Origin of the sequence: Streptomyces sp. NPDC048288, from assembly GCF_043201555.1 — a bacterium.
Lineage (GTDB): Bacteria > Actinomycetota > Actinomycetes > Streptomycetales > Streptomycetaceae > Streptomyces.
This window is the reverse complement of the sequence record NZ_JBICZD010000002.1, coordinates 684,787-701,797: the sequence shown is the minus strand read 5'-3', so window position 1 is coordinate 701,797 and position 17,011 is coordinate 684,787. Positions and strand designations below refer to the sequence as shown.

Here is a 17,011-nt window from a genome sequence, read left to right as displayed (position 1 = left end):
GGGCCTCTCACGGCTTGCCTACTGCTTACCGCACAGCGAGACGACCTTCTGCTCATCCTCCGAGAGGGTGGGGCCGGGGCTGGGGGTCGCTGAGGGGGACGGGGACGGTGACGCCGTGGAGGACGCCGAGTTCGAAGGGCTTGGCGAGGCCTTGGACGTGAGAGAGGTCTTGGTGGTTCCCGTGGTGCCGCCGGCCTCGCCCTGGCCGGTCTTGGAGTTGGTCTTGGACTCGGCGGCGGTGCGCTCCGACTCCTTCTTGCAGGCGGACGCCTGCACGGCCAGTTCCTGGACCTTCGACTGGGCGTCGGTGAGACCACCCTCGGCGATGGTGGCCTTGACCTGCTTCTGCTGGTACGGCGGCAGGTACTTGAGTTCGATCTCGGGGTGGTCCTTCTCCACCTTCGACAGCGACACCCAGGCCAGGTCCTGACTGATGCCCTGGTACAGCGCGATGTGCTCGCCGTTGGCGCCGACGTAGTACTGCGTCTGCGTCCAGCGCCAGCCGCCGTACAGGCCCCCGCCGATGACGGCGAGGGCGAGCACGCCGAAGAAGGATCTCTTCAGCCACTTCCGGCCCGTGCGGGGCTTCACGAAGTCGTCGTCGGTGTAGTCGCCGAAGCTGCCCGCCGGGACGTACCCGGTGGTGTCGCCGGAGCCGGGCGGGCCGAACTCGCCGCCTCCGCCGTGCCCCTGGCGGCCGAGGTTGGCGGCCCGGCCGGCCGGGGTCTGCATGAAGCCGTTGTCGTGCAGGTGCTGCTGGTTCTCCGCGACGGCGCCGACCACGACCGGGGTGTCGGAGAGCTGCCCCGCGAGGGTGTCGCCGGTGTCCAGGTCGAGGACGTCCGCGATGATGACCGTGATGTTGTCGGGGCCGCCGCCGCGCAGCGCGAGCTGGATCAGCTCCTGCACGGTCTCCTGCGGGCCCTGGTAGCTGGCGAGGGTCTCCTCCAGGGTCTGGTGGGAGACCACCCCGGAGAGGCCGTCGGAGCAGATCAGGTAGCGGTCGCCGGCGCGGACCTCGCGGATGGAGAGATCGGGCTCGACGTGTTCGCCGCTGCCCAGCGCGCGCATCAGCAGGGAGCGCTGCGGGTGGGTGGTGGCTTCCTCTTCGGTGATCCGGCCCTCGTCGACGAGCCGCTGCACCCAGGTGTGGTCCTGGGTGATCTGGGTGAGCACGCCGTCACGGAGCAGGTACGCGCGGGAGTCGCCGACGTGCACCAGGCCGAGGCGCTGGCCGGTCCACAGCAGGGCGGTGAGGGTGGTCCCCATGCCCTCCAGCTGCGGGTCCTCCTCGACCATGGCGCGCAGCTGGTCGTTGGCCCGCTGCACGGCGTGGCCGAGGGAGGTGAGGATGTCCGAGCCCGGCACGTCGTCGTCGAGCGTGACCAGCGTGGAGATCACCTCGGAGGAGGCGACCTCGCCGGCGGCCTGGCCGCCCATGCCGTCGGCGATGGCGAGCAGGCGGGGACCGGCGTAACCGGAGTCCTCGTTGCCCTCCCGGATCATGCCTTTGTGCGATCCGGCGGCGAAGCGCAGTGACAGACTCATGCGCACCTCGCCCGTCGGCTCCGGGTACATCCGCACGGTGCCCACCCTCCGGTCGGGAGCGCGCGAAGGACCGGCGTCCGGTCCGCCGCCGCGTGCTCGCTCCGCTCGCGCCTACTCATGATGTAGCACTACTTCCGCAGCTCGATGACGGTTTTGCCGATGCGGATCGGTGCGCCCAGCGGGATCGGTGTGGGAGTCGTCAGCCGGGACCGGTCCAGGTACGTGCCGTTCGTCGACCCGAGGTCCTCGACGATCCACTGGCCGTCGCGGTCCGGGTAGATCCTGGCATGGCGGCTGGAGGCGTAGTCGTCGTCCAGCACGATCGTGGAGTCGTGGGCGCGGCCCAGGGTGATGGTCTGGCCCTGGAGCGCGACCGTCGTCCCCGTCAGGGTTCCCTCGCTCACGACCAGCTTGCTGGGGGCGTTGCGCCGCCGGCCGCCGCTCGCGGGCTGCTGGCCGCGCTGCTGCGGGGGCGCGGCCTGCTGCCGGGCGGCCGGCTGCTGCCGGCGTCCTTCTTCCCTACGCGATCCGCGCTGGGTGACGCGCGTACCGAACAGGTCGCTGCGGATGACCTGCACGGCCACGATCACGAACAGCCACAGTACGGCCAGGAAACCCAGCCGCATGACCGTGAGGGTCAGCTCTGACATTGCCCCCGCTTCACCCTTCGGCTTGCCGGTAAATGATGGTGGTGCTGCCCACGACGATCCGCGAGCCGTCGCGGAGCGTAGCGCGGGTGGTGTGCTGCCCGTCCACCACGATGCCGTTGGTGGATCCGAGATCCTGGATCGTCGAGGGCGTTCCGGTCCGGATCTCGCAGTGCCGGCGGGAGACGCCGGGGTCGTCGATCCGCACGTCGGCCTCGGTGCTGCGGCCCAGCACGAGCGTCGCGCGGGAGATCTGATGGCGGGCGCCGTTGATCTCGATCCAGTAGCGGGTACGGGAGCCGGGCGCCGAGGCGCCGACCGGCCCGGAGGGACCGGCGGGCCGCTGGCCCGCGGGCTGCGGGTAGCCGTAGCCGCCGGGGCGCTGCGGGGCGCCGGGCGGCGGTGCGCTCGGCATCGGCGGGGCCGCGGCGCCGCCGGCCTGCGGGTGGCCGTAGCCGCCGGGGCGCTGCGGGGCGCCGCCCGCGGGGGCGCGCTCCGGGGCCTGCTGGCTGCTGGAGGAGGCGAGCGTGCGGCTGCGCACCCGGTACAGGCCGGTGTCGAGGTCGTCGGCCTTCTCCAGGTTGACCTTGATCGGGCCCATGAAGGTGTAGCGCTGCTGCTTGGCGTAGTCGCGGACCATCCCGGCGAGCTCGTCGCCGAGCTGCCCGGAGTAGGGGCTGAGCCGCTCGAAGTCGGGGGCGCTCAGCTCCACGATGAAGTCATTGGGTACGACGGTCCGGTCCCGGTTCCAGATGGTCGCGTTGTTGTCGCACTCGCGCTGCAGCGCTCCGGCGATCTCCACGGGCTGGACCTCGGACTTGAACACCTTCGCGAAGGTGCCGTTGACCAGACCTTCGAGACGCTGCTCGAACTTCTTCAGGACTCCCACAGGGCACCTCCTCTGTCGCCTTGCCCGTACTGCGGCTGCTTCCGTCACCGCTCACTGATCGTATCTACGCGTCCGGCAATCAGCCGGTTCCCCGAGCGGCCCTCCTTCGAACTCCTCGGCGGGCTCCTCTTGCCATGGATCGTAGAGGTGGGGCACGACCAGTGTCCCGCACCTGACTGTGGACCCGATCCGTCTCCTGGAGAGATGGGCTGGACCGGTACGAGGTTGATACGTGAACGCCGACTGCTCGGTACGCGGGCGTCAGGTGAGCGCTGCCCAGGCATAAGTGATGTGAACCCACCCTGCCCCACGTGCTAGTGTTCTGGATGTCGGAAGGGGCCAGCCCGAAGGAAACAACGGGCCGGGAACCGGAAGACACACCCAATGCGCGGGTGGCGGAATAGGCAGACGCGCTGGATTCAGGTTCCAGTGCCCGCAAGGGCGTGGGGGTTCAACTCCCCCCTCGCGCACCACTGGAAGCCCCTCAGGTCCTGGACCTGGGGGGCTTCTTCGTCGTGGCCGGGGGTGTGAGAGAACGCACAGCCCGGTCGGGGCTGATGGCCGCCCTGGCCCGTGAGCTATCTCACGGGTGTGAGGCCTGTCCCGGTGCCAGGCCGCCGGGGCCGGACGTCACCCCCGGTTGCGGCCCGGCCGGGCGGATCGCAGGCTGCCCCCATGGACGAGTACAACCCGGAAGCAGGCCTGCGGCCCGTGCTGGTGACCGGTGCCGCGGGCAGCGTCGGGGCCGTCGGCAGGACCGTGGTCCAAGGCCTGCGGCGCCGGGGCCTGCCGGTCCGTGCCCTGGTGCACCGGGACGACGACCGGGCCCGGGCGCTGCGCGCGACGGGCGCCGACGTCGTGGTCGGAGACCTGACGCGGGCCCGAGACGTCGCCGACGCCCTCGACGGCTGCGGGCGGATGTACTTCGGCATGGCCGTCTCGGCGGACTATCTGCCGGCCGCCGTGACCACGGCGACGGTCGCGCGCGCCTACGGAGGGCTGGAGGTGTTCGTGAACATGTCGCAGCTGACCGTCTCCGAGATGGACGCCACCCGCGGCTCCGAGTCGCATCAGCACCGTCAGCAGTGGCTGGTCGAGCAGGTTCTCGACTGGTCGGGCCTGCCCGTGGTCGAGGTCAGGCCCACCGTCTTCCTGGAGAACCCGCTCTTCCGGGCCGTGTTCTCCTCGATCGCCGAGGACAGCACCCTCAGGTGGCCCTTCGGCACGGCGAGGACCTCCCCGATCGCGGCCGGTGACGTCGCCGCGGCCGTCGAGGAGATCCTGGCCGATCCGGCCGGGCACATCGGCCACACCTATGAGCTGACTGGCCCCCGGTCACAGGACGCCGCCGCTCTGGCCGCGGAGATCTCCGGTGCCCTGCACCGCACGGTCGGCCACACCGACGTCCCGTTGCGGGAATGGCTCGACGACGATCTCGGGGCGCTGGGACTGCCGGACCACGTCCTCCAGCACATCTCCACCATGGCCCGCCTGCACGCGGCCGGCCGCTACGACCGCCGGGCGGACGGCATGGCGGAGATCACTGGGCGGCCCGCCACGGGAGTCGCCGACTTCGTCCGCGAGAACCCCGGGCTGTTCACCCGCTGAAGACGCCGGCCGTCCGGACATACCTGCGGGCGGCCAAGGGGTCAGCTGGGGCATCGCTGGGCCCAGACCGTCTTGCCGTCGCCGTTGTAGCGGGTGCCCCAGGCGTCGGCGAGGCTGGCGATGATGAAGAGGCCGCGGCCGTCCTCGTCGATGGTGCGCGCGTGCTTGAGGTGCGGGGCGCACTCGGCCGCGTCGCTGACCTCGCAGGTCAGATGGCGGTCCAGGACGAGACGCAGCCGCAGCGGCGGGGCGCCGTGGCGGATCGCGTTCCCGACGAGTTCGCTGACGATGAGCTCCGCGGTGAAGGCGTCCTCCTCCCCGATGTCCCAGGCCGCGAGCTGCCGGCGGGTGGCGGCGCGGGCGAGCGGGGCCGCCCGGCTCTCCGCGGGCAGCGGCAGTACCAGCACCCGGTCGGCGGGGAACGCCTTGGCCCTGGCCAGCAGCAGGATCTTCTCCGTCTCGCGGCGGTCCCGCAGCGCGTACGCGATCGAGTCGCACACCTGGTCCAGGGACTGGTCCGGCGCCGCTTCGGTGAGCAGCGAGCGCACCTGCCCGGACGGCGCCAGCAGGTCCTCGTTGCCGAGCGCGAGAACGCTGCCCTCGGGGAGCTCGACCGTGGTCGCGGGGAACGGGGCGTGCCCGCCGCCGGCGAGGACCGGGCCCTCCGGGACGGCCACCACGGCCGCCCGGCCGCCCGGATAGACCGCGTACGGGTCCGACAGTCCGGCCCGCACGATCGTGCAGCGCTGCTCCAGCGCGTCGTACACCGCGATCAGACAGCCGGCGGTGAGCGGCTCGGCGTGCAGGCTGTCGCCGGCCGGGAGGGCGGCGCGTTCGGCCGCGAGGCGGGCGGCGGTGTCGCTCAGCCGGGCCATCATCTCGTCCGGTTCCAGGTCCAGGGCGGCCAAGGACTGGATCACGGTGCGCAGTTGGCCCATGGTGGTGGCCGTGGCGACCCCCCGCCCGGCGACGTCGCCGAGGACCAGGGCGGTCCGGGCGCCGGCCAGCTCGATGACGTCGGACCACGCGCCGCCCCCGCCGGGCCCGGGGATGTGCAGACGCGCGAGGTCGACCGCCGAGGTCGCCCGGGGCTGCTGCGGCAGCAGCCGGCGCTTCATGGTGGCGGCGATGGTGCGCTCCCGCGTGAAACGCCGTGCGTTGTCGAGGCACAGCGCGGCGTGCGCGCACACGTCCGCCGTGAGCGCGATGTCCCGCTCCTCGAAGCGCTCCTCCGTGCCGTGCCGGTAGAAACTCACCACGCCCATCGCCCGACCGCGCAGCGCGAGCGGGGCGACGATCAGGGAGTGCACGGCCGACTGCTCGATGGCCGCCGCGCGCGCCGGGTCGGCCGACATCCAGGGGCTGTCGTGGTCCACGGGGACGAGCCTCGGCCGCAGATCGGCCAGCACCCGCGCGAACGGAGTCCCGTCGGGCAGCCGGCTCACCCCGCCCACGGGATGGGCCGACACCACCCCGCGGAAGGCGGCGCGCAGCAGCGGCACATCGCCGTCGACCGGCGCCAGGGGCGGGGTGTCGCCCCGTACGACGTCCTCGATCACCTCGACCACCGCGATCCCGCAGAACGCCGGCACGACCGCGTCGATCAGCGCCTCGCACACGGCGATCACGTCCAGGTGCTCGCCGACGCTGCCGCGCACCGCCTCCAGGATCTCCAGGCGCTGCATGGCCTGCATGCGGTCGGTGACGTCGAGGGCGAGGACGATCAGCCCCATGACGTCCCGGCGGGCGTCCTCCAGGCGGATGTAGGAGACGGAGTAGTGCCGAGGCCCGGAACCGCCGGGCGGCCGGGTCCGCACGATGCGGTCCAGAGCCGGTCGCCCGGTCGCCAGGACCCGGCGGGCGACCGCGTCCTCCTCCTCGGGGGCGGCGAGATCGTAGGCGTCCGGGAACAGCCCGCCGAGCAGGGCGTCCGGACGCTCCCGCTCCCGTCCGCACGCGCCGCTCGTGCGGACGATGCGCAGTTCCCGGTCGAGGACGTGGAAGATCATCGGCGAGCAGCCGGCCAGGGCCTCCAGGACGGCCGGGGTCCACCCGCAGTCGATGCCGTCCGCCGCGTGCACCTCCCACACCAGCGCCGAATCGGTGAGCACCGGCCGTACGGCCAGACCGACCGCCGACGCGCGGAGCGCCGCCATCCCGGCCGCGCCGTCGCCCTCGCGTACCAGCTCGCCGATGTGCCTGCCCACGGCCTCCTGCCGCGACCAGCCGAAGGCCTCCTCGGCCGAGGCGGACCACTCGACCACCCGCCCGTTGTCGCCGACCAGCATGAACGCGCCGTCGCTGGGCATGGCAAACACCTCCACAGGGGCCACGTCCCCGGACAGGAGCCCTCCGGCGACCATCCACGGTCGTGTCCGCTTCCTCCTTATTCCTCCCTATAGTGCGCTCCCGGTCGGCGGCGTCGGCAACAGAAGGAACGGAAGTGACAGGAACAGGAGTGACAGGAACCGAGGTGACAGGAGGAGGTGACCGGGGCGGGTCAGCCGGGGGCCGGTGTGCTGTGTCGCAGGGTGCGGGCGGCCGGGACGACCGCCGCGGTCACGGCGAGGAGCGCGCAGGCGGTGACGGCCGCGCCGAGGGCCGGCCAGGGGAGCCTGACCGGCGCCGGCGCCGACTGCAGGCGCAGCGCCGCCGCGATGCCCGCCAGGTCCAGGCCGGCGACCAGCAGGCCCAGCAGCGCCCCCACCGCGACGACCGTGAGGGCCTCGGCGCCGACCAGCCGCAGTGCCTGCCCGCGGGTGGCGCCGGCCAGCCGGAGCAGGGCCAGTTCGCGGGTCCGGTCTGCGGTGGCCATCACCATCGTGTTGACCAGGGAGATCCCGGTGTAGAGGAGCGCGATGCCGAGGACGAGGAGGAAGCCGAGGCGGGTGGTGCGGTCGGTCCCCGGAGAGACCGCCGCGATCCACCGGTCCGCGGTACGGACCCGGCCGCCCCGCTCGCCGAGCGCCGCGCGCAGCCCGGCGGCCACCGCGGCCGGGTCCGCGCCGTCCCGCAGGGCCACGTCGACCCGGTCGACGGCCGCGCCGGCCGCGTTGGCCGGGGTGACGTACACCCCGTTGTCGCCGGTGCCGGTCCGCAGCACGGCGGCGATGCGCAGGGTCCGCTCGGTGCCGTCGCCCAGCCACACCCGCACCCGCTCGCCCACGGTGTGCCGCGCCCACTCCTCGTTGACGATGATCGAGCCGTCGTCGAGGTCGGCGGTCCGGCCGGCGGCGAGCGGGAGGCGGGCGGTGGCGGCCAGCGCGGCGGGATCGGCGGCCCTGGCCCCGGACCTGATCAGGGCGACCCCGTCCTCCAGGACGTACACGGCGCTCCCCGCGCTCGCGGACACCTCGGCACCGGGCACCGCGCGCAGCGCCCGCACCGTCTCCGCGTCGAACCCGTCCCCGCCCGGGGGCGTGACGACGAAGTCGGCGGCGGTGCGGTCGCGGACCTCGGCGGCCCGCGCCGCGTTCAGGGTCGCGGTGGTGCCGAGCAGCGAGCCGGTGAGGGCGACGGTGACCAGCACGGGTGCCGCGACGGCCGCCGTACGACGGACCGCGGCCGCCGCGTGCTCCCGCACCAGCAGGCCGCCGGCGCCCGGGAGCCGGGCCGGGGCCCAGGTGAGCAGCCGGGTCAGCGGGCGGACCACGACGGGCGCGAGCAGCGCGACCCCGGTGATCAGGAGCATGGGCCGGGTCACATAGGTCTTGCGGTGCAACAGGTCGCCGGGCGTGCCCAGGAACAGCAGGACGGCCGCGGTCAGCAGCAGACCGGTGCCGAACGCCCAACGGGACCGGGTCATGGGCCGGTTGTCCACGTCCGCCTCGCGCAGCGCCGCCATCGGCCCAATCCGGCCCGCCCGCCAGGACGCGGCGAGCGCCCCGCACAGGGCGACCAGCAGCCCGGTCGCGAAGGCCGCGCAGTACGGCCAGGCATGCGGCCAGGCATGCGTCCATGCGGACGGCCACGTGGACGGCCACGTGGACGGCCACTCGTGCGGCCGGGCGTGGCCGGGGATCCGGAACCAGGCCGGGGCGAGACCGCTGTCCACCGTCCGGCGGACGAGGACGGGGGCGCCGTACCCGCCGAGCACGCAGCCCGCCGCCGAGGCGACCACCCCGACCAGCAGGGCCTCGGCGAGCACCGTCCGGCGCAGCTGCCCGGGCGTCGCCCCGGCGGTGCGCAGCAGGCCGAACTCACGGCGGCGCTGGGCGACCGCGAAGGCGAACGTCGACGCCACCACGAACACCGACACGAACCCGGTGACCCCGCCGGCCGTGCCGAACAGGGCGTTCAGCGCGGTCAGCGCGGCCCGGTCGCGGTCGGGGTCCGGATCGGCGTAGCGGCGGCCGTCCCCGGTGAGGACCCGTACGCCCGGGACGTCCCGCACCGCGCTCCGTACGGCCGTCACGTCCGCGTCGACCACCAGCTGGGTGCTTCGGGGCGCCAGCCGGGCGGCCCGGGCGTCGGTGTAGAAGACGGCGTGCTCGAAGCCGCGGTCGGTGACGGTGCCGACGACCGTGACGCTGCCCCGGTCCGTGCCCAGCCGCCGGCCGGGCCGTGTCCAACTCCCACTGACGACGACCTCGTCGGCGGTACGGGGCGCCCGCCCCGAGACGATCTCGTACGGCGCGAACGCCGCCACCGACCAGGGGTGACCGACCAGATCACCGGGCCCGCCCGGCACCCGTACGGCGAAGGAGCGGTCGGGGGTGACCCGGCCGAGCCTCCTCAACTCGGCGACGGTGGTGGCGGGCAGGGCGCGCGGTTCGGCCAGCGGCTGGGTGCGGTCGCCGATCGGGGTGGCGACCCGCAGGGTGTCGGCGCCCCTGACGACGAGGGGAGCGGCGGCGAACCGCTCCGGGGCGCGGTCCGGAGCGTCCAGCGTGGCGGCGAGCGCCAGGCCCATCACGGTGAGCAGGGCGACGCCGAGCGCGAGCGCGACGAAGCTGCCGACGAAGCCGGTCCAGCGGGCGCGGAGAGTGCGCAGCGCGACGCTCAGCATGGGCGGACCTGGGGCTCGGGGGTGACCTGGGGCTCGGGGGCGGCTTTGGGCTTGGGCGTGGCTTTGGGCTTGGGCGTGGCCTTGGGCTTGGGCTTGGGCTGGGCTTTCGGCTCGGGGGTGGCTTTCGGTTTGGGCCGGGCCTCCGGCTCGGGCTCGGGTGCGGTTTCCAGGCTGGTCATGGCGGTGGCGATGGCGTCGGGGTGTGCGCCGGTGAGTTCGCCGTCGACCCGGCCGTCGACGAGGAAGACCACGCGGTCGGCGTAGGAGGCGGCGACCGGGTCGTGGGTGACCATGACGGTGGTCCGGCCCTCGCCGTCGACCATGTTCCGCAGCAGCGTGAGCACCTCGCGGCCGGTCCGGGAGTCCAGGGCGCCGGTCGGTTCGTCGCCGAACAGCACCTCGGGGCGGGTGATCAGGGCGCGGGCCAGCGCCACCCGCTGCTGCTGACCGCCGGACAGCTCGGCCGGCCGGTGCCGGGCGCGGTCGGCGAGACCGACCTGGCCGAGCACCTCGCGGACCCGGGACCTCGGCACCCGCCTGCCCGCCAGCCGCAGCGGGAGCGCCACGTTCTGCTCGGCGGTGAGCGCGGGCAGCAGGTTGTACGCCTGGAAGACGAACCCGACGCGCTCCCGGCGCAGCAGCGTCAGCCTCGTCTCGCTCAGCCCGGTCAGCTCGGTCCCGGCCAGCCGGACCGACCCGGAGGTGGGCCGGTCGAGCCCGGCGGCGCACTGCAGGAGGGTCGACTTGCCGGAGCCGGACGGGCCCATGACGGAGGTGAAGGTGCCCTCGGGGAAGTCCAGGGAGACCTGGTCGAGGGCGGTGACGGCGCCGGCTCCGGAGCCGTGCCGTCTGCTGACGGAGCGCAGTCTGAGGGCGGACATGGAACCTGGCCTCGTTTCCCTGGTGGTCGGCGGTTGTCGGTGATGTGGGCGAGGGCTCCACGAAACCGTCCGGGGCATGGGTGGCGCAGTGCGGCAGGACCGAGACCTGGGGTAGGGCCAGGCATACCCCCGGTGCGGGCGCTGGACGGATGGCCGGGGCGCGGGCCCGCCGCCTACCGTGGCCGGCATGCAGCCCCCTCCCCGCAGCGTCTGGCAGGCCATGGCCGGGCCCGGCTTCCTGCTCTCCCCGTGGCCGTGGCGGGCCGCCGGCTACCTGCTGACGGGGGCGGTGACCGGTGCCGTACTCCTCGTGGGGCTGGCCGCCGCCGTCACGGTCGGCGGGGTGCTCGCCGTCGTCCTCGTAGGGCTGCCGCTGCTGCTCCTGACGGCGCTCGCGGGCCTTCCGGTGGCCTGGCTCGAACGGCACCGGCTGCGGCTGGTCGACCGGGAGCGGCTGTACGACCCGCACGCGCGCCCCTCCGCGCCCGGACTGCGCGCGTGGCTCACGACCCGGCTGCGGGAGCGCGCGACCTGGCGCGAACTCGGTCACGCGCTGCTGTTCGCGGGCCTGCTCTGGCCGGTGGACGCCCTTGCCGTGCTCCTCGCCCTGGTCTGCCCGCTGTCGATGGCCGCCGCCCCGCTGCTGCTGGCCACGGCGGGCGACGGCCGGGAGACGAAGGTGCTGAAGGTGTGGACGGTCACCGGCTGGCCGGCCGCCCTCGGGGTCGCGCTGGCCGGGCTCATGCTGCTGGCCCTCGGGGGTTACGCGCTGGGCGTGGCGGCCGGAGCGCGGGCCGGGCTGACCCGGCTGCTGATCGCGCCGCGCGAGGCCGAGTTGGGGGCACGGGTGGTCGAACTGGCGCGGTCCCGGGCGCGGTTGGTGGACGCGTTCGAGGCGGAGCGGCGGCGAATCGAGCGCGATCTGCACGACGGGGCACAACAGCGCCTGGTTGCCCTGTCGATGACGCTGGGCCTGGCTCTTCTGGACGCCCCGCCGGGCCCGTTCGCCGACCAGCTCGCCAAGGCCCAGCGGGAGGCGGGGGAGGCGCTCGCCGAACTGCGCGAGATCGTCCACGGCATCCATCCCCGGGTGCTCGCCGACCACGGTCTGGCCGCCGCCGTGGCCGACGCGGCGGACCGCACGGCCGTTCCCGTGGACGTCTCCTTCCGGCTTCCGGCGCGGCTGCCGCGGTCCGTGGAGGCGGCCGCGTACTTCGTGGTGCGCGAGGCGCTCGCCAACGTCGACCGGCACAGTGGCGCGGGCCGTGCCGAGGTGACCGGCGGGCACCGGGACGGCCGGCTGTTCCTGGAGGTGCGCGACGACGGGCGGGGCGGCGCGGACGCCACGGCGGGCAGCGGGCTGACCGGGCTCGCGGACCGGGTGTCGGTGCTCGATGGGAGACTCTCCCTGTCCAGTCCGCCGGGCGGACCGACCCTGCTGCGTGTGGAGTTGCCGTGCGGTCCGACCAGTCCCTGATGTCTTCGGCTTCGGCTTCGTCTTCGCCGACCGGCCGGGCGCTGCGCGTGGTCCTGGCCGAGGACAGCGTGCTGCTGCGCGAGGGGATCGTCGGGCTGCTGGGCCGGTTCGGGCACGAGGTGGCCGCGGCCGTCGGCGACGCGGAGGCGCTGGTCGCCGCGGTCGAGGAGCACGCGCCCGACGTCGTCGTGACGGACGTGCGGATGCCGCCCGGCTTCCAGGACGAGGGCCTGCGCGCCGCGGTGCGGTTGCGCGCGGCGCGGCCGACGCTGCCGATCCTCGTCCTCAGCCAGTACGTCCAGCGCAGTTACGCGGCCGACCTCCTCGACTCCGGGGACGGCACGGGCGTCGGCTACCTGCTCAAGGACCGGGTGGGGCAGGTGGCCGAGTTCGTCGGGGCGTTGGGTGAGGTGGCCGACGGGGGGACGGTGGTCGATCCCGAGGTCGTACGACAACTGCTGCGCCGGCGACGGGATCCGCTGGAACGGTTGTCGCCGCGCGAGCGGGAGGTGCTGGCGCTGGTCGCCGAGGGGAAGTCGAACGGGGCGATCGCGCGGGAACTGGTGGTCTCCGAGGCGGCGGTCGGCAAACACATCGGGGCGATCCTGGCGAAGCTGGATCTGCCGCCGGCCGAGGAGACGCATCGCAGGGTGCTGGCAGTACTGGCGTATCTGCGGGCGTGAGGTCTCCTGGTTTGGGGGGCGGGGGCGTGCTGTGGTGTTTCGGCCGCGGGTGCGTCGTGGTTGCCCGCGCAGTTCCCCGCGCCCCCAAACAGGTGGGACCAGCGGACCCACCTTTCTTGGGGGCGCGGGGAACTGCGCGACCAGCCCCCCACCCACCCGCAGACATACGACGACGGTCGACCACCCCCCCAAATCCCCCCGAAGTTGTCCACAGGGTCTGACGTGTTCCGGCCCCCACCTGTACCGTCTCCACGAGTTGATGTTGTGCGGAGTGCGGGGGAGGCGGTCGACGTGACCGGATGGGAAGAGCCGATGGCGGCCGGGGCGCGCACGCTGCCCTCGCCGAAGGGCTTCGCGCAGTGGCCCCCGCAGGGTTCCCCCAAGGAGGAGGGCAAGGCGCTGCGTTCGGCGGTCCCGCGCACCGCGCACGCCGCCCTGGACCTGGACGGCTCCCGGCCCGACGCGGTGAGCGCCGTCGAGGAGTCCAACCGGGACCGCATCCCGGAGCTGATCCCGATACGGGTCGGCAGGATGGCGGCCAGTCCCTTCGCGTTCCTGCGCGGCTCGGCCGGACTGATGGCGCACGACCTGGCCCGCACCCCGATGACCAGGATCGCCACCCAGATATGCGGCGACGCCCACGCGGCCAACTTCGGTCTGTACGGCGACCCGCGCGGCGACCTGGTCATCGACCTGAACGACTTCGACGAGACGGTGCTGGGCCCCTGGGAGTGGGACCTCAAGCGACTCGCCGCCTCCCTGGTGCTGGCCGGCCGGGAGGCGGGCGCCGACGAGGACATGTGCCGCAAGGCGGCGGGTGACGCGGCCGGCGCCTACCGCCGCACCATGCGGCTGCTGGCCCGGCTCCCGGTGCTGGACGCGTGGAACGCCATCGCGGACGAGGAACTGGTCTCCCACTCCGACGCCCACGACATGATCGGCACCCTGCGCCGGGTCTCGGAGAAGGCCCGGGCCAACACCAGCGGCCGGTTCGCGGCCCGCTCCACCGAGCCCACCGAGGACGGCGGCCGCCGCTTCGTCGACGCGGCGCCGGTGCTGCGCCGGGTCCCGGACGTGGAGGCGAAGGCGGTCACGGCGGCCCTGGAGCACTACGTCACCACCCTCTCCGAGGACCGCCACCCGCTGCTCGCCCGGCACACCCCGCACGACGTCGCCTTCCGGATCGTCGGCACCGGCAGCGTCGGCACCCGCTCCTACGTCGTCCTCCTCCTCGACCACCGCGGCGAGCCGCTGATCCTCCAGGTCAAGGAGGCCCGCACGTCCGCGCTGGTCCCGCACCTGGCGACGGCCGGCTTCGACGCGCCGGCCGTGGACCACGAGGGCCGCCGCGTGGTCCTCGGCCAGAAGCGGATGCAGGTGGTCAGCGACATCCTGCTCGGCTGGACGACGGTGGAGGGCCGGCCCTTCCAGGTCCGTCAGTTCCGCAACCGCAAGGGCAGCGTCGACCCGGCCGCGCTCTCCCCCGACCAGATCGACGACTACGGCCGGATGACCGGCGCGCTGCTGGCCCGCGCCCACTCGCACAGCGCCGACCCGCGCCTGATCGCCGGCTACTGCGGCAAGAACGAGGAGCTGGACGAGGCGATCGCCGCGTTCGCGGTGGCCTACGCCGACCGCACCGAGGCGGACCACGAGGAGCTGGTGACCGCGGTGCGGGCGGGACGGATCGCGGCCGAGCTCGGGGTGTGAGGTACGTCGCAGGCGCCGAGGACCTGGTCGGGGCCCGCCCGGACCAGGTCACCGAGTGGGTCCCGGCCACCGAGGACGGCGACACCCCCTAGTCTGGTCGGGTGACGACCCCGGAAGCTGAGCAGTCCCAGGCACCGCGGCCCGAGGAACGCCTGGAGCGTGCCGTACGGGCCGCCGAGCAGGCCTTGATCGAGTACGAGATCGCGGTCGAGACCTTCCGTGTCGAGGTCGAGAACTTCTCTCGCCTGCACGAGCAGAAGCTCGGCCCCGTCTACCTCCGTCTTGAGGAGCTGGACGCGCGGATCGCCGAGGCGAAGGCCGCCCGCAGCGGTGACCCCGAGGACATCCGCGCCGCCGAGGAGGCCCGGGCCCGGGTCATGCCCATCCCCGGCGTCGAGGAACTGCTGCACGGCTGGATGGACAGCGACGGCCTGTTCCCGGAGGCCGTGGCCATGCTCACCGAGCAGGAGGTGCGGCCCCCGCAGCGGGTACGGCCCAGCGACGAGGCCCGCCGGCTCTACCGCGAGCTGGCCCGCAAGGCCCACCCCGACCTGGCGCAGGAGGAGGCCGAGCAGCAGCGGCGCGAGGAGTTCCTCAGCCGGGTCAACGCGGCCTACGCCCGCGGTGACGAGACCCTGCTGCGGGAGCTGGCCGAGGAGTGGGCGGCCGGACCGGTCCCGCCCGAGCGCAAGCCGAGCCGTGCCGAGGAGCTGTACGCCCGCCTCGAATGGCTCGCCGAGCGCAAGGAACTCCTCACCCTGGTCGCCAAGGAGCTGGAGAACGGCCCCATCGCCGGTCTGCTCCGGCTCGCCCCCGACGACCCCGACGCCCTCCTCGACGAGATCGGCGAGAAGCTCCACAAGGACGTCGCCGAGCGGGAGGCGGAGCTGGCCGCGCTGCTCGCCCAGGAGTAGCCGTCGGGTAGCGTCGGACGCATGAACTTCGCAGCGCGTGTGCCCACGGTCGAGGTCGCGGACCTCAAGGACGGCGACTTCCTGCTGGACGTCCGCGAGGACGACGAGTGGCAGGCGGGCCACGCCGCCGGTGCCCTGCACATCCCGATCAGCGATTTCATGGCCCGCTACGGCGAGTTCACCGAGGCCGCCCCCCAGGACGCCCGCGTCAACGTCATCTGCCGCTCCGGCGGCCGCTCGGCCCAGGTCACGATGTACCTGGTCCAGCAGGGCATCGACGCCGTCAACGTCGACGGCGGCATGCAGGTGTGGCAGGCAGCGGGCCGAGCAGTCGTGACGGACGCGGGCGAGGAAGGGTTCGTCCTCTAAGACCCCGGCGCCCCGAAAGGGGCGCGGGGAGCTGCGCGGCCAGCCCCCACCGGCCGGCACTGAACGCGCGACCGCACGCTCCCGTCCCTCATCGCCCTTATCCCAATGGATGCGCGGCGAGCAGATCCCCCAACGCCTCCTCGTACGCCCCCGCACCCCCGAGCGCCAGCTCGATCTGCTTCGCCCAGGCGTGATACCGGTGCAGCACATACTCCGTGTCGGCCCCGAACCCCCCGTGCAGATGCTGCGCCGTCTGCACCACCCGCCGCACCCCCTCCGCCGCCCAGATCTTCGCCACCGCCACATCCCCGGCCGTCGGCAGCGCCCCCGCCGCCCCCGACGCGATCCGCCACGCCGCCTGCCACAGCGTCGCCTCCATGGCCCGCAGGTCGATGTACCGGTCGGCGGCCTGCACGGCCACCGCCTGGAACGTGGCGACCGGATACCCGAACTGCTCCCGCTTCCCGGTGTACTCGCTGGTCATCCGCAACACCCGCTCGCCCAGCCCGAGCGCCAGCGCACACGTCCCGGTCGCGAGCAGCTCCCGCAGCCACTCCCAGGCCCCCTCCGCCGTCACCACGTCCCGCGCCGCGACCCTCGCCGACTCCAGCCGCAGCTCACCGAGGCGTTCCCCGCTGGTCGACACCTGCCCGGCGAGCGCGACCCCCTCGCTCCCCGGCGCCACCAGCGCCAGCACACTCCGGTCGGCCTCGGTGTGCGCGGGTACGAGGACGAGATCGGCGTCGTACGCCCACGGCACCGCCGTCTGCACCCCGTCCAGCACCCACGTCTGCCCGTCCTGCCGTGCGGTGACCGCCAGTTCGGCCGGGTCGTGCCCGGTGCGCCCGCTCGCGGCGACGGTCAGCACCAGCTCGCCCCGCCCCGCCCGCACCAGCAGCCGGTCCTTCAACTCCTTCTCGCCGTAGGCCTGTACGGCCGCCACGGCCGCGCTGGTCTCCAGCAGCGGCACCCGGGCCAGCACCTTCGCCGACTCCCGCAGCACCAGGCAGAGCGCGACGGCGTCCAGGCCGGCCCCGCCGTACTCCTCGGCCGGCAGCAGACTCAGCAGGTCCGCGCCCGCCAGCCGGTCCCACAGTTCCCGGTCGAAGCCCTCGGCCACGGCGCCGGTGGTCAGCGCCGGGCTGGGCACCGCGTCCGGCGCCACCCCGGCGAACACCCCGCGCGCCGCCTCGGCCGCCGCCAACTGCTCCTCGCTGAAGGTGAAGTCCACGGTCCTGTTCCTTCCGGCGGATCCGGTGATCTGACGGTCGATCCGA

Annotated in this window: 13 protein-coding genes and 1 tRNA gene; 7 read left to right on the top strand and 7 right to left on the bottom strand. The window is 73.8% G+C overall.

All coding sequences use genetic code 11. From position 1 onward, the window contains the following. Window positions 1-18: 18 nt before the first annotated feature. The 3 genes from ACGFZS_RS09445 to ACGFZS_RS09435 form a co-directional block, all read right to left on the bottom strand. On the bottom strand, window positions 19-1,578 hold the full coding sequence (locus tag ACGFZS_RS09445; RefSeq protein ID WP_393544826.1) for a Stp1/IreP family PP2C-type Ser/Thr phosphatase: 1,560 nt from the start codon (window positions 1,576-1,578) through the stop codon (window positions 19-21). Window positions 1,579-1,676: 98 nt separating this feature from the next. Continuing rightward, complete coding sequence (locus tag ACGFZS_RS09440; RefSeq protein WP_046727648.1) at window positions 1,677-2,198, bottom strand: FHA domain-containing protein; 522 nt, start codon at window positions 2,196-2,198, stop codon at window positions 1,677-1,679. Window positions 2,199-2,208: 10 nt separating this feature from the next. Then, window positions 2,209-3,084, bottom strand: a complete 876-nt coding sequence (locus ACGFZS_RS09435) for an FhaA domain-containing protein (RefSeq protein WP_393794609.1) — start codon at window positions 3,082-3,084, stop codon at window positions 2,209-2,211. A 386-nt stretch (window positions 3,085-3,470) separates the two neighbouring features. Here ACGFZS_RS09435 and ACGFZS_RS09430 point away from each other — a divergent pair. Both ACGFZS_RS09430 and ACGFZS_RS09425 read left to right on the top strand, forming a co-directional pair. Beyond that, window positions 3,471-3,557: transfer RNA gene (locus ACGFZS_RS09430), tRNA-Leu, on the top strand. A 202-nt stretch (window positions 3,558-3,759) separates the two neighbouring features. Continuing rightward, the gene (locus ACGFZS_RS09425) at window positions 3,760-4,692 is read left to right on the top strand and encodes an NAD(P)H-binding protein (RefSeq protein WP_393794608.1); all 933 of its coding nucleotides are present in this window, start codon (window positions 3,760-3,762) and stop codon (window positions 4,690-4,692) included. A gap of 41 nt (window positions 4,693-4,733) precedes the next feature. Here ACGFZS_RS09425 and ACGFZS_RS09420 read toward each other — a convergent pair whose 3' ends face one another. The 3 genes from ACGFZS_RS09420 to ACGFZS_RS09410 all read right to left on the bottom strand — a co-directional run bounded on the left by ACGFZS_RS09420 (window position 4,734) and on the right by ACGFZS_RS09410 (window position 10,581). Beyond that, window positions 4,734-7,001 (bottom strand): SpoIIE family protein phosphatase, encoded by a 2,268-nt coding sequence (locus ACGFZS_RS09420; RefSeq protein ID WP_393794607.1) that lies wholly within the window; start codon window positions 6,999-7,001, stop codon window positions 4,734-4,736. A gap of 191 nt (window positions 7,002-7,192) precedes the next feature. Beyond that, on the bottom strand, window positions 7,193-9,700 hold the full coding sequence (locus ACGFZS_RS09415; protein WP_393794606.1) for an FtsX-like permease family protein: 2,508 nt from the start codon (window positions 9,698-9,700) through the stop codon (window positions 7,193-7,195). Further along, entirely contained in the window at window positions 9,694-10,581 is an 888-nt protein-coding gene (locus ACGFZS_RS09410) for an ATP-binding cassette domain-containing protein (RefSeq protein ID WP_393794605.1), read from the bottom strand. The genes ACGFZS_RS09415 and ACGFZS_RS09410 overlap by 7 nt, the downstream gene beginning before the upstream one ends. Before the next feature lie 220 nt (window positions 10,582-10,801). On the opposite strand from ACGFZS_RS09410, the gene ACGFZS_RS09405 reads away from it, so the two are divergent. The 5 genes from ACGFZS_RS09405 to ACGFZS_RS09385 all read left to right on the top strand — a co-directional run bounded on the left by ACGFZS_RS09405 (window position 10,802) and on the right by ACGFZS_RS09385 (window position 15,734). Beyond that, the gene (locus ACGFZS_RS09405; RefSeq protein WP_393794876.1) at window positions 10,802-12,058 is read left to right on the top strand and encodes a sensor histidine kinase; all 1,257 of its coding nucleotides are present in this window, start codon (window positions 10,802-10,804) and stop codon (window positions 12,056-12,058) included. Next, the gene (locus ACGFZS_RS09400; protein ID WP_393794875.1) at window positions 12,058-12,741 is read left to right on the top strand and encodes a response regulator transcription factor; all 684 of its coding nucleotides are present in this window, start codon (window positions 12,058-12,060) and stop codon (window positions 12,739-12,741) included. Before ACGFZS_RS09405 ends, ACGFZS_RS09400 begins: the two co-directional genes overlap by 1 nt. 312 nt (window positions 12,742-13,053) lie before the next feature. Then, window positions 13,054-14,451: a DUF2252 domain-containing protein gene (locus ACGFZS_RS09395; protein WP_393794874.1), complete on the top strand. Its 1,398-nt coding sequence runs from the start codon at window positions 13,054-13,056 to the stop codon at window positions 14,449-14,451. 101 nt (window positions 14,452-14,552) lie between these two features. Continuing rightward, complete coding sequence (locus ACGFZS_RS09390) at window positions 14,553-15,365, top strand: hypothetical protein (RefSeq protein WP_393794604.1); 813 nt, start codon at window positions 14,553-14,555, stop codon at window positions 15,363-15,365. Window positions 15,366-15,404: 39 nt separating this feature from the next. Then, window positions 15,405-15,734 carry a rhodanese-like domain-containing protein gene (locus ACGFZS_RS09385; RefSeq protein WP_359211640.1) on the top strand — a complete coding sequence of 110 codons (330 nt, stop codon included), beginning with the start codon at window positions 15,405-15,407 and terminating at the stop codon, window positions 15,732-15,734. Between the two features lie 97 nt (window positions 15,735-15,831). On the opposite strand, the gene ACGFZS_RS09380 is transcribed toward ACGFZS_RS09385, so the two are convergent. Then, window positions 15,832-16,965, bottom strand: coding sequence for an acyl-CoA dehydrogenase family protein (locus tag ACGFZS_RS09380; RefSeq protein ID WP_393794603.1), 1,134 nt, complete (start codon window positions 16,963-16,965; stop codon window positions 15,832-15,834). Window positions 16,966-17,011 lie beyond the last annotated feature (46 nt).

Excerpts from the sequence above, each read along its gene's own strand:
- ACGFZS_RS09445 (WP_393544826.1), bottom strand. The coding sequence starts at position 1,578 with ATGTACCCGGAGCCGACGGGCGAGGTGCGCATGAGTCTGTCACTGCGC.
- ACGFZS_RS09440 (WP_046727648.1), bottom strand. The coding sequence starts at position 2,198 with ATGTCAGAGCTGACCCTCACGGTCATGCGGCTGGGTTTCCTGGCCGTA.
- ACGFZS_RS09425 (WP_393794608.1), top strand. The coding sequence starts at position 3,760 with ATGGACGAGTACAACCCGGAAGCAGGCCTGCGGCCCGTGCTGGTGACC.
- ACGFZS_RS09420 (WP_393794607.1), bottom strand. The coding sequence starts at position 7,001 with ATGCCCAGCGACGGCGCGTTCATGCTGGTCGGCGACAACGGGCGGGTG.
- ACGFZS_RS09415 (WP_393794606.1), bottom strand. The coding sequence starts at position 9,700 with ATGCTGAGCGTCGCGCTGCGCACTCTCCGCGCCCGCTGGACCGGCTTC.
- ACGFZS_RS09410 (WP_393794605.1), bottom strand. The coding sequence starts at position 10,581 with ATGTCCGCCCTCAGACTGCGCTCCGTCAGCAGACGGCACGGCTCCGGA.
- ACGFZS_RS09405 (WP_393794876.1), top strand. The coding sequence starts at position 10,802 with ATGGCCGGGCCCGGCTTCCTGCTCTCCCCGTGGCCGTGGCGGGCCGCC.
- ACGFZS_RS09400 (WP_393794875.1), top strand. The coding sequence starts at position 12,058 with ATGTCTTCGGCTTCGGCTTCGTCTTCGCCGACCGGCCGGGCGCTGCGC.
- ACGFZS_RS09395 (WP_393794874.1), top strand. The coding sequence starts at position 13,054 with ATGGCGGCCGGGGCGCGCACGCTGCCCTCGCCGAAGGGCTTCGCGCAG.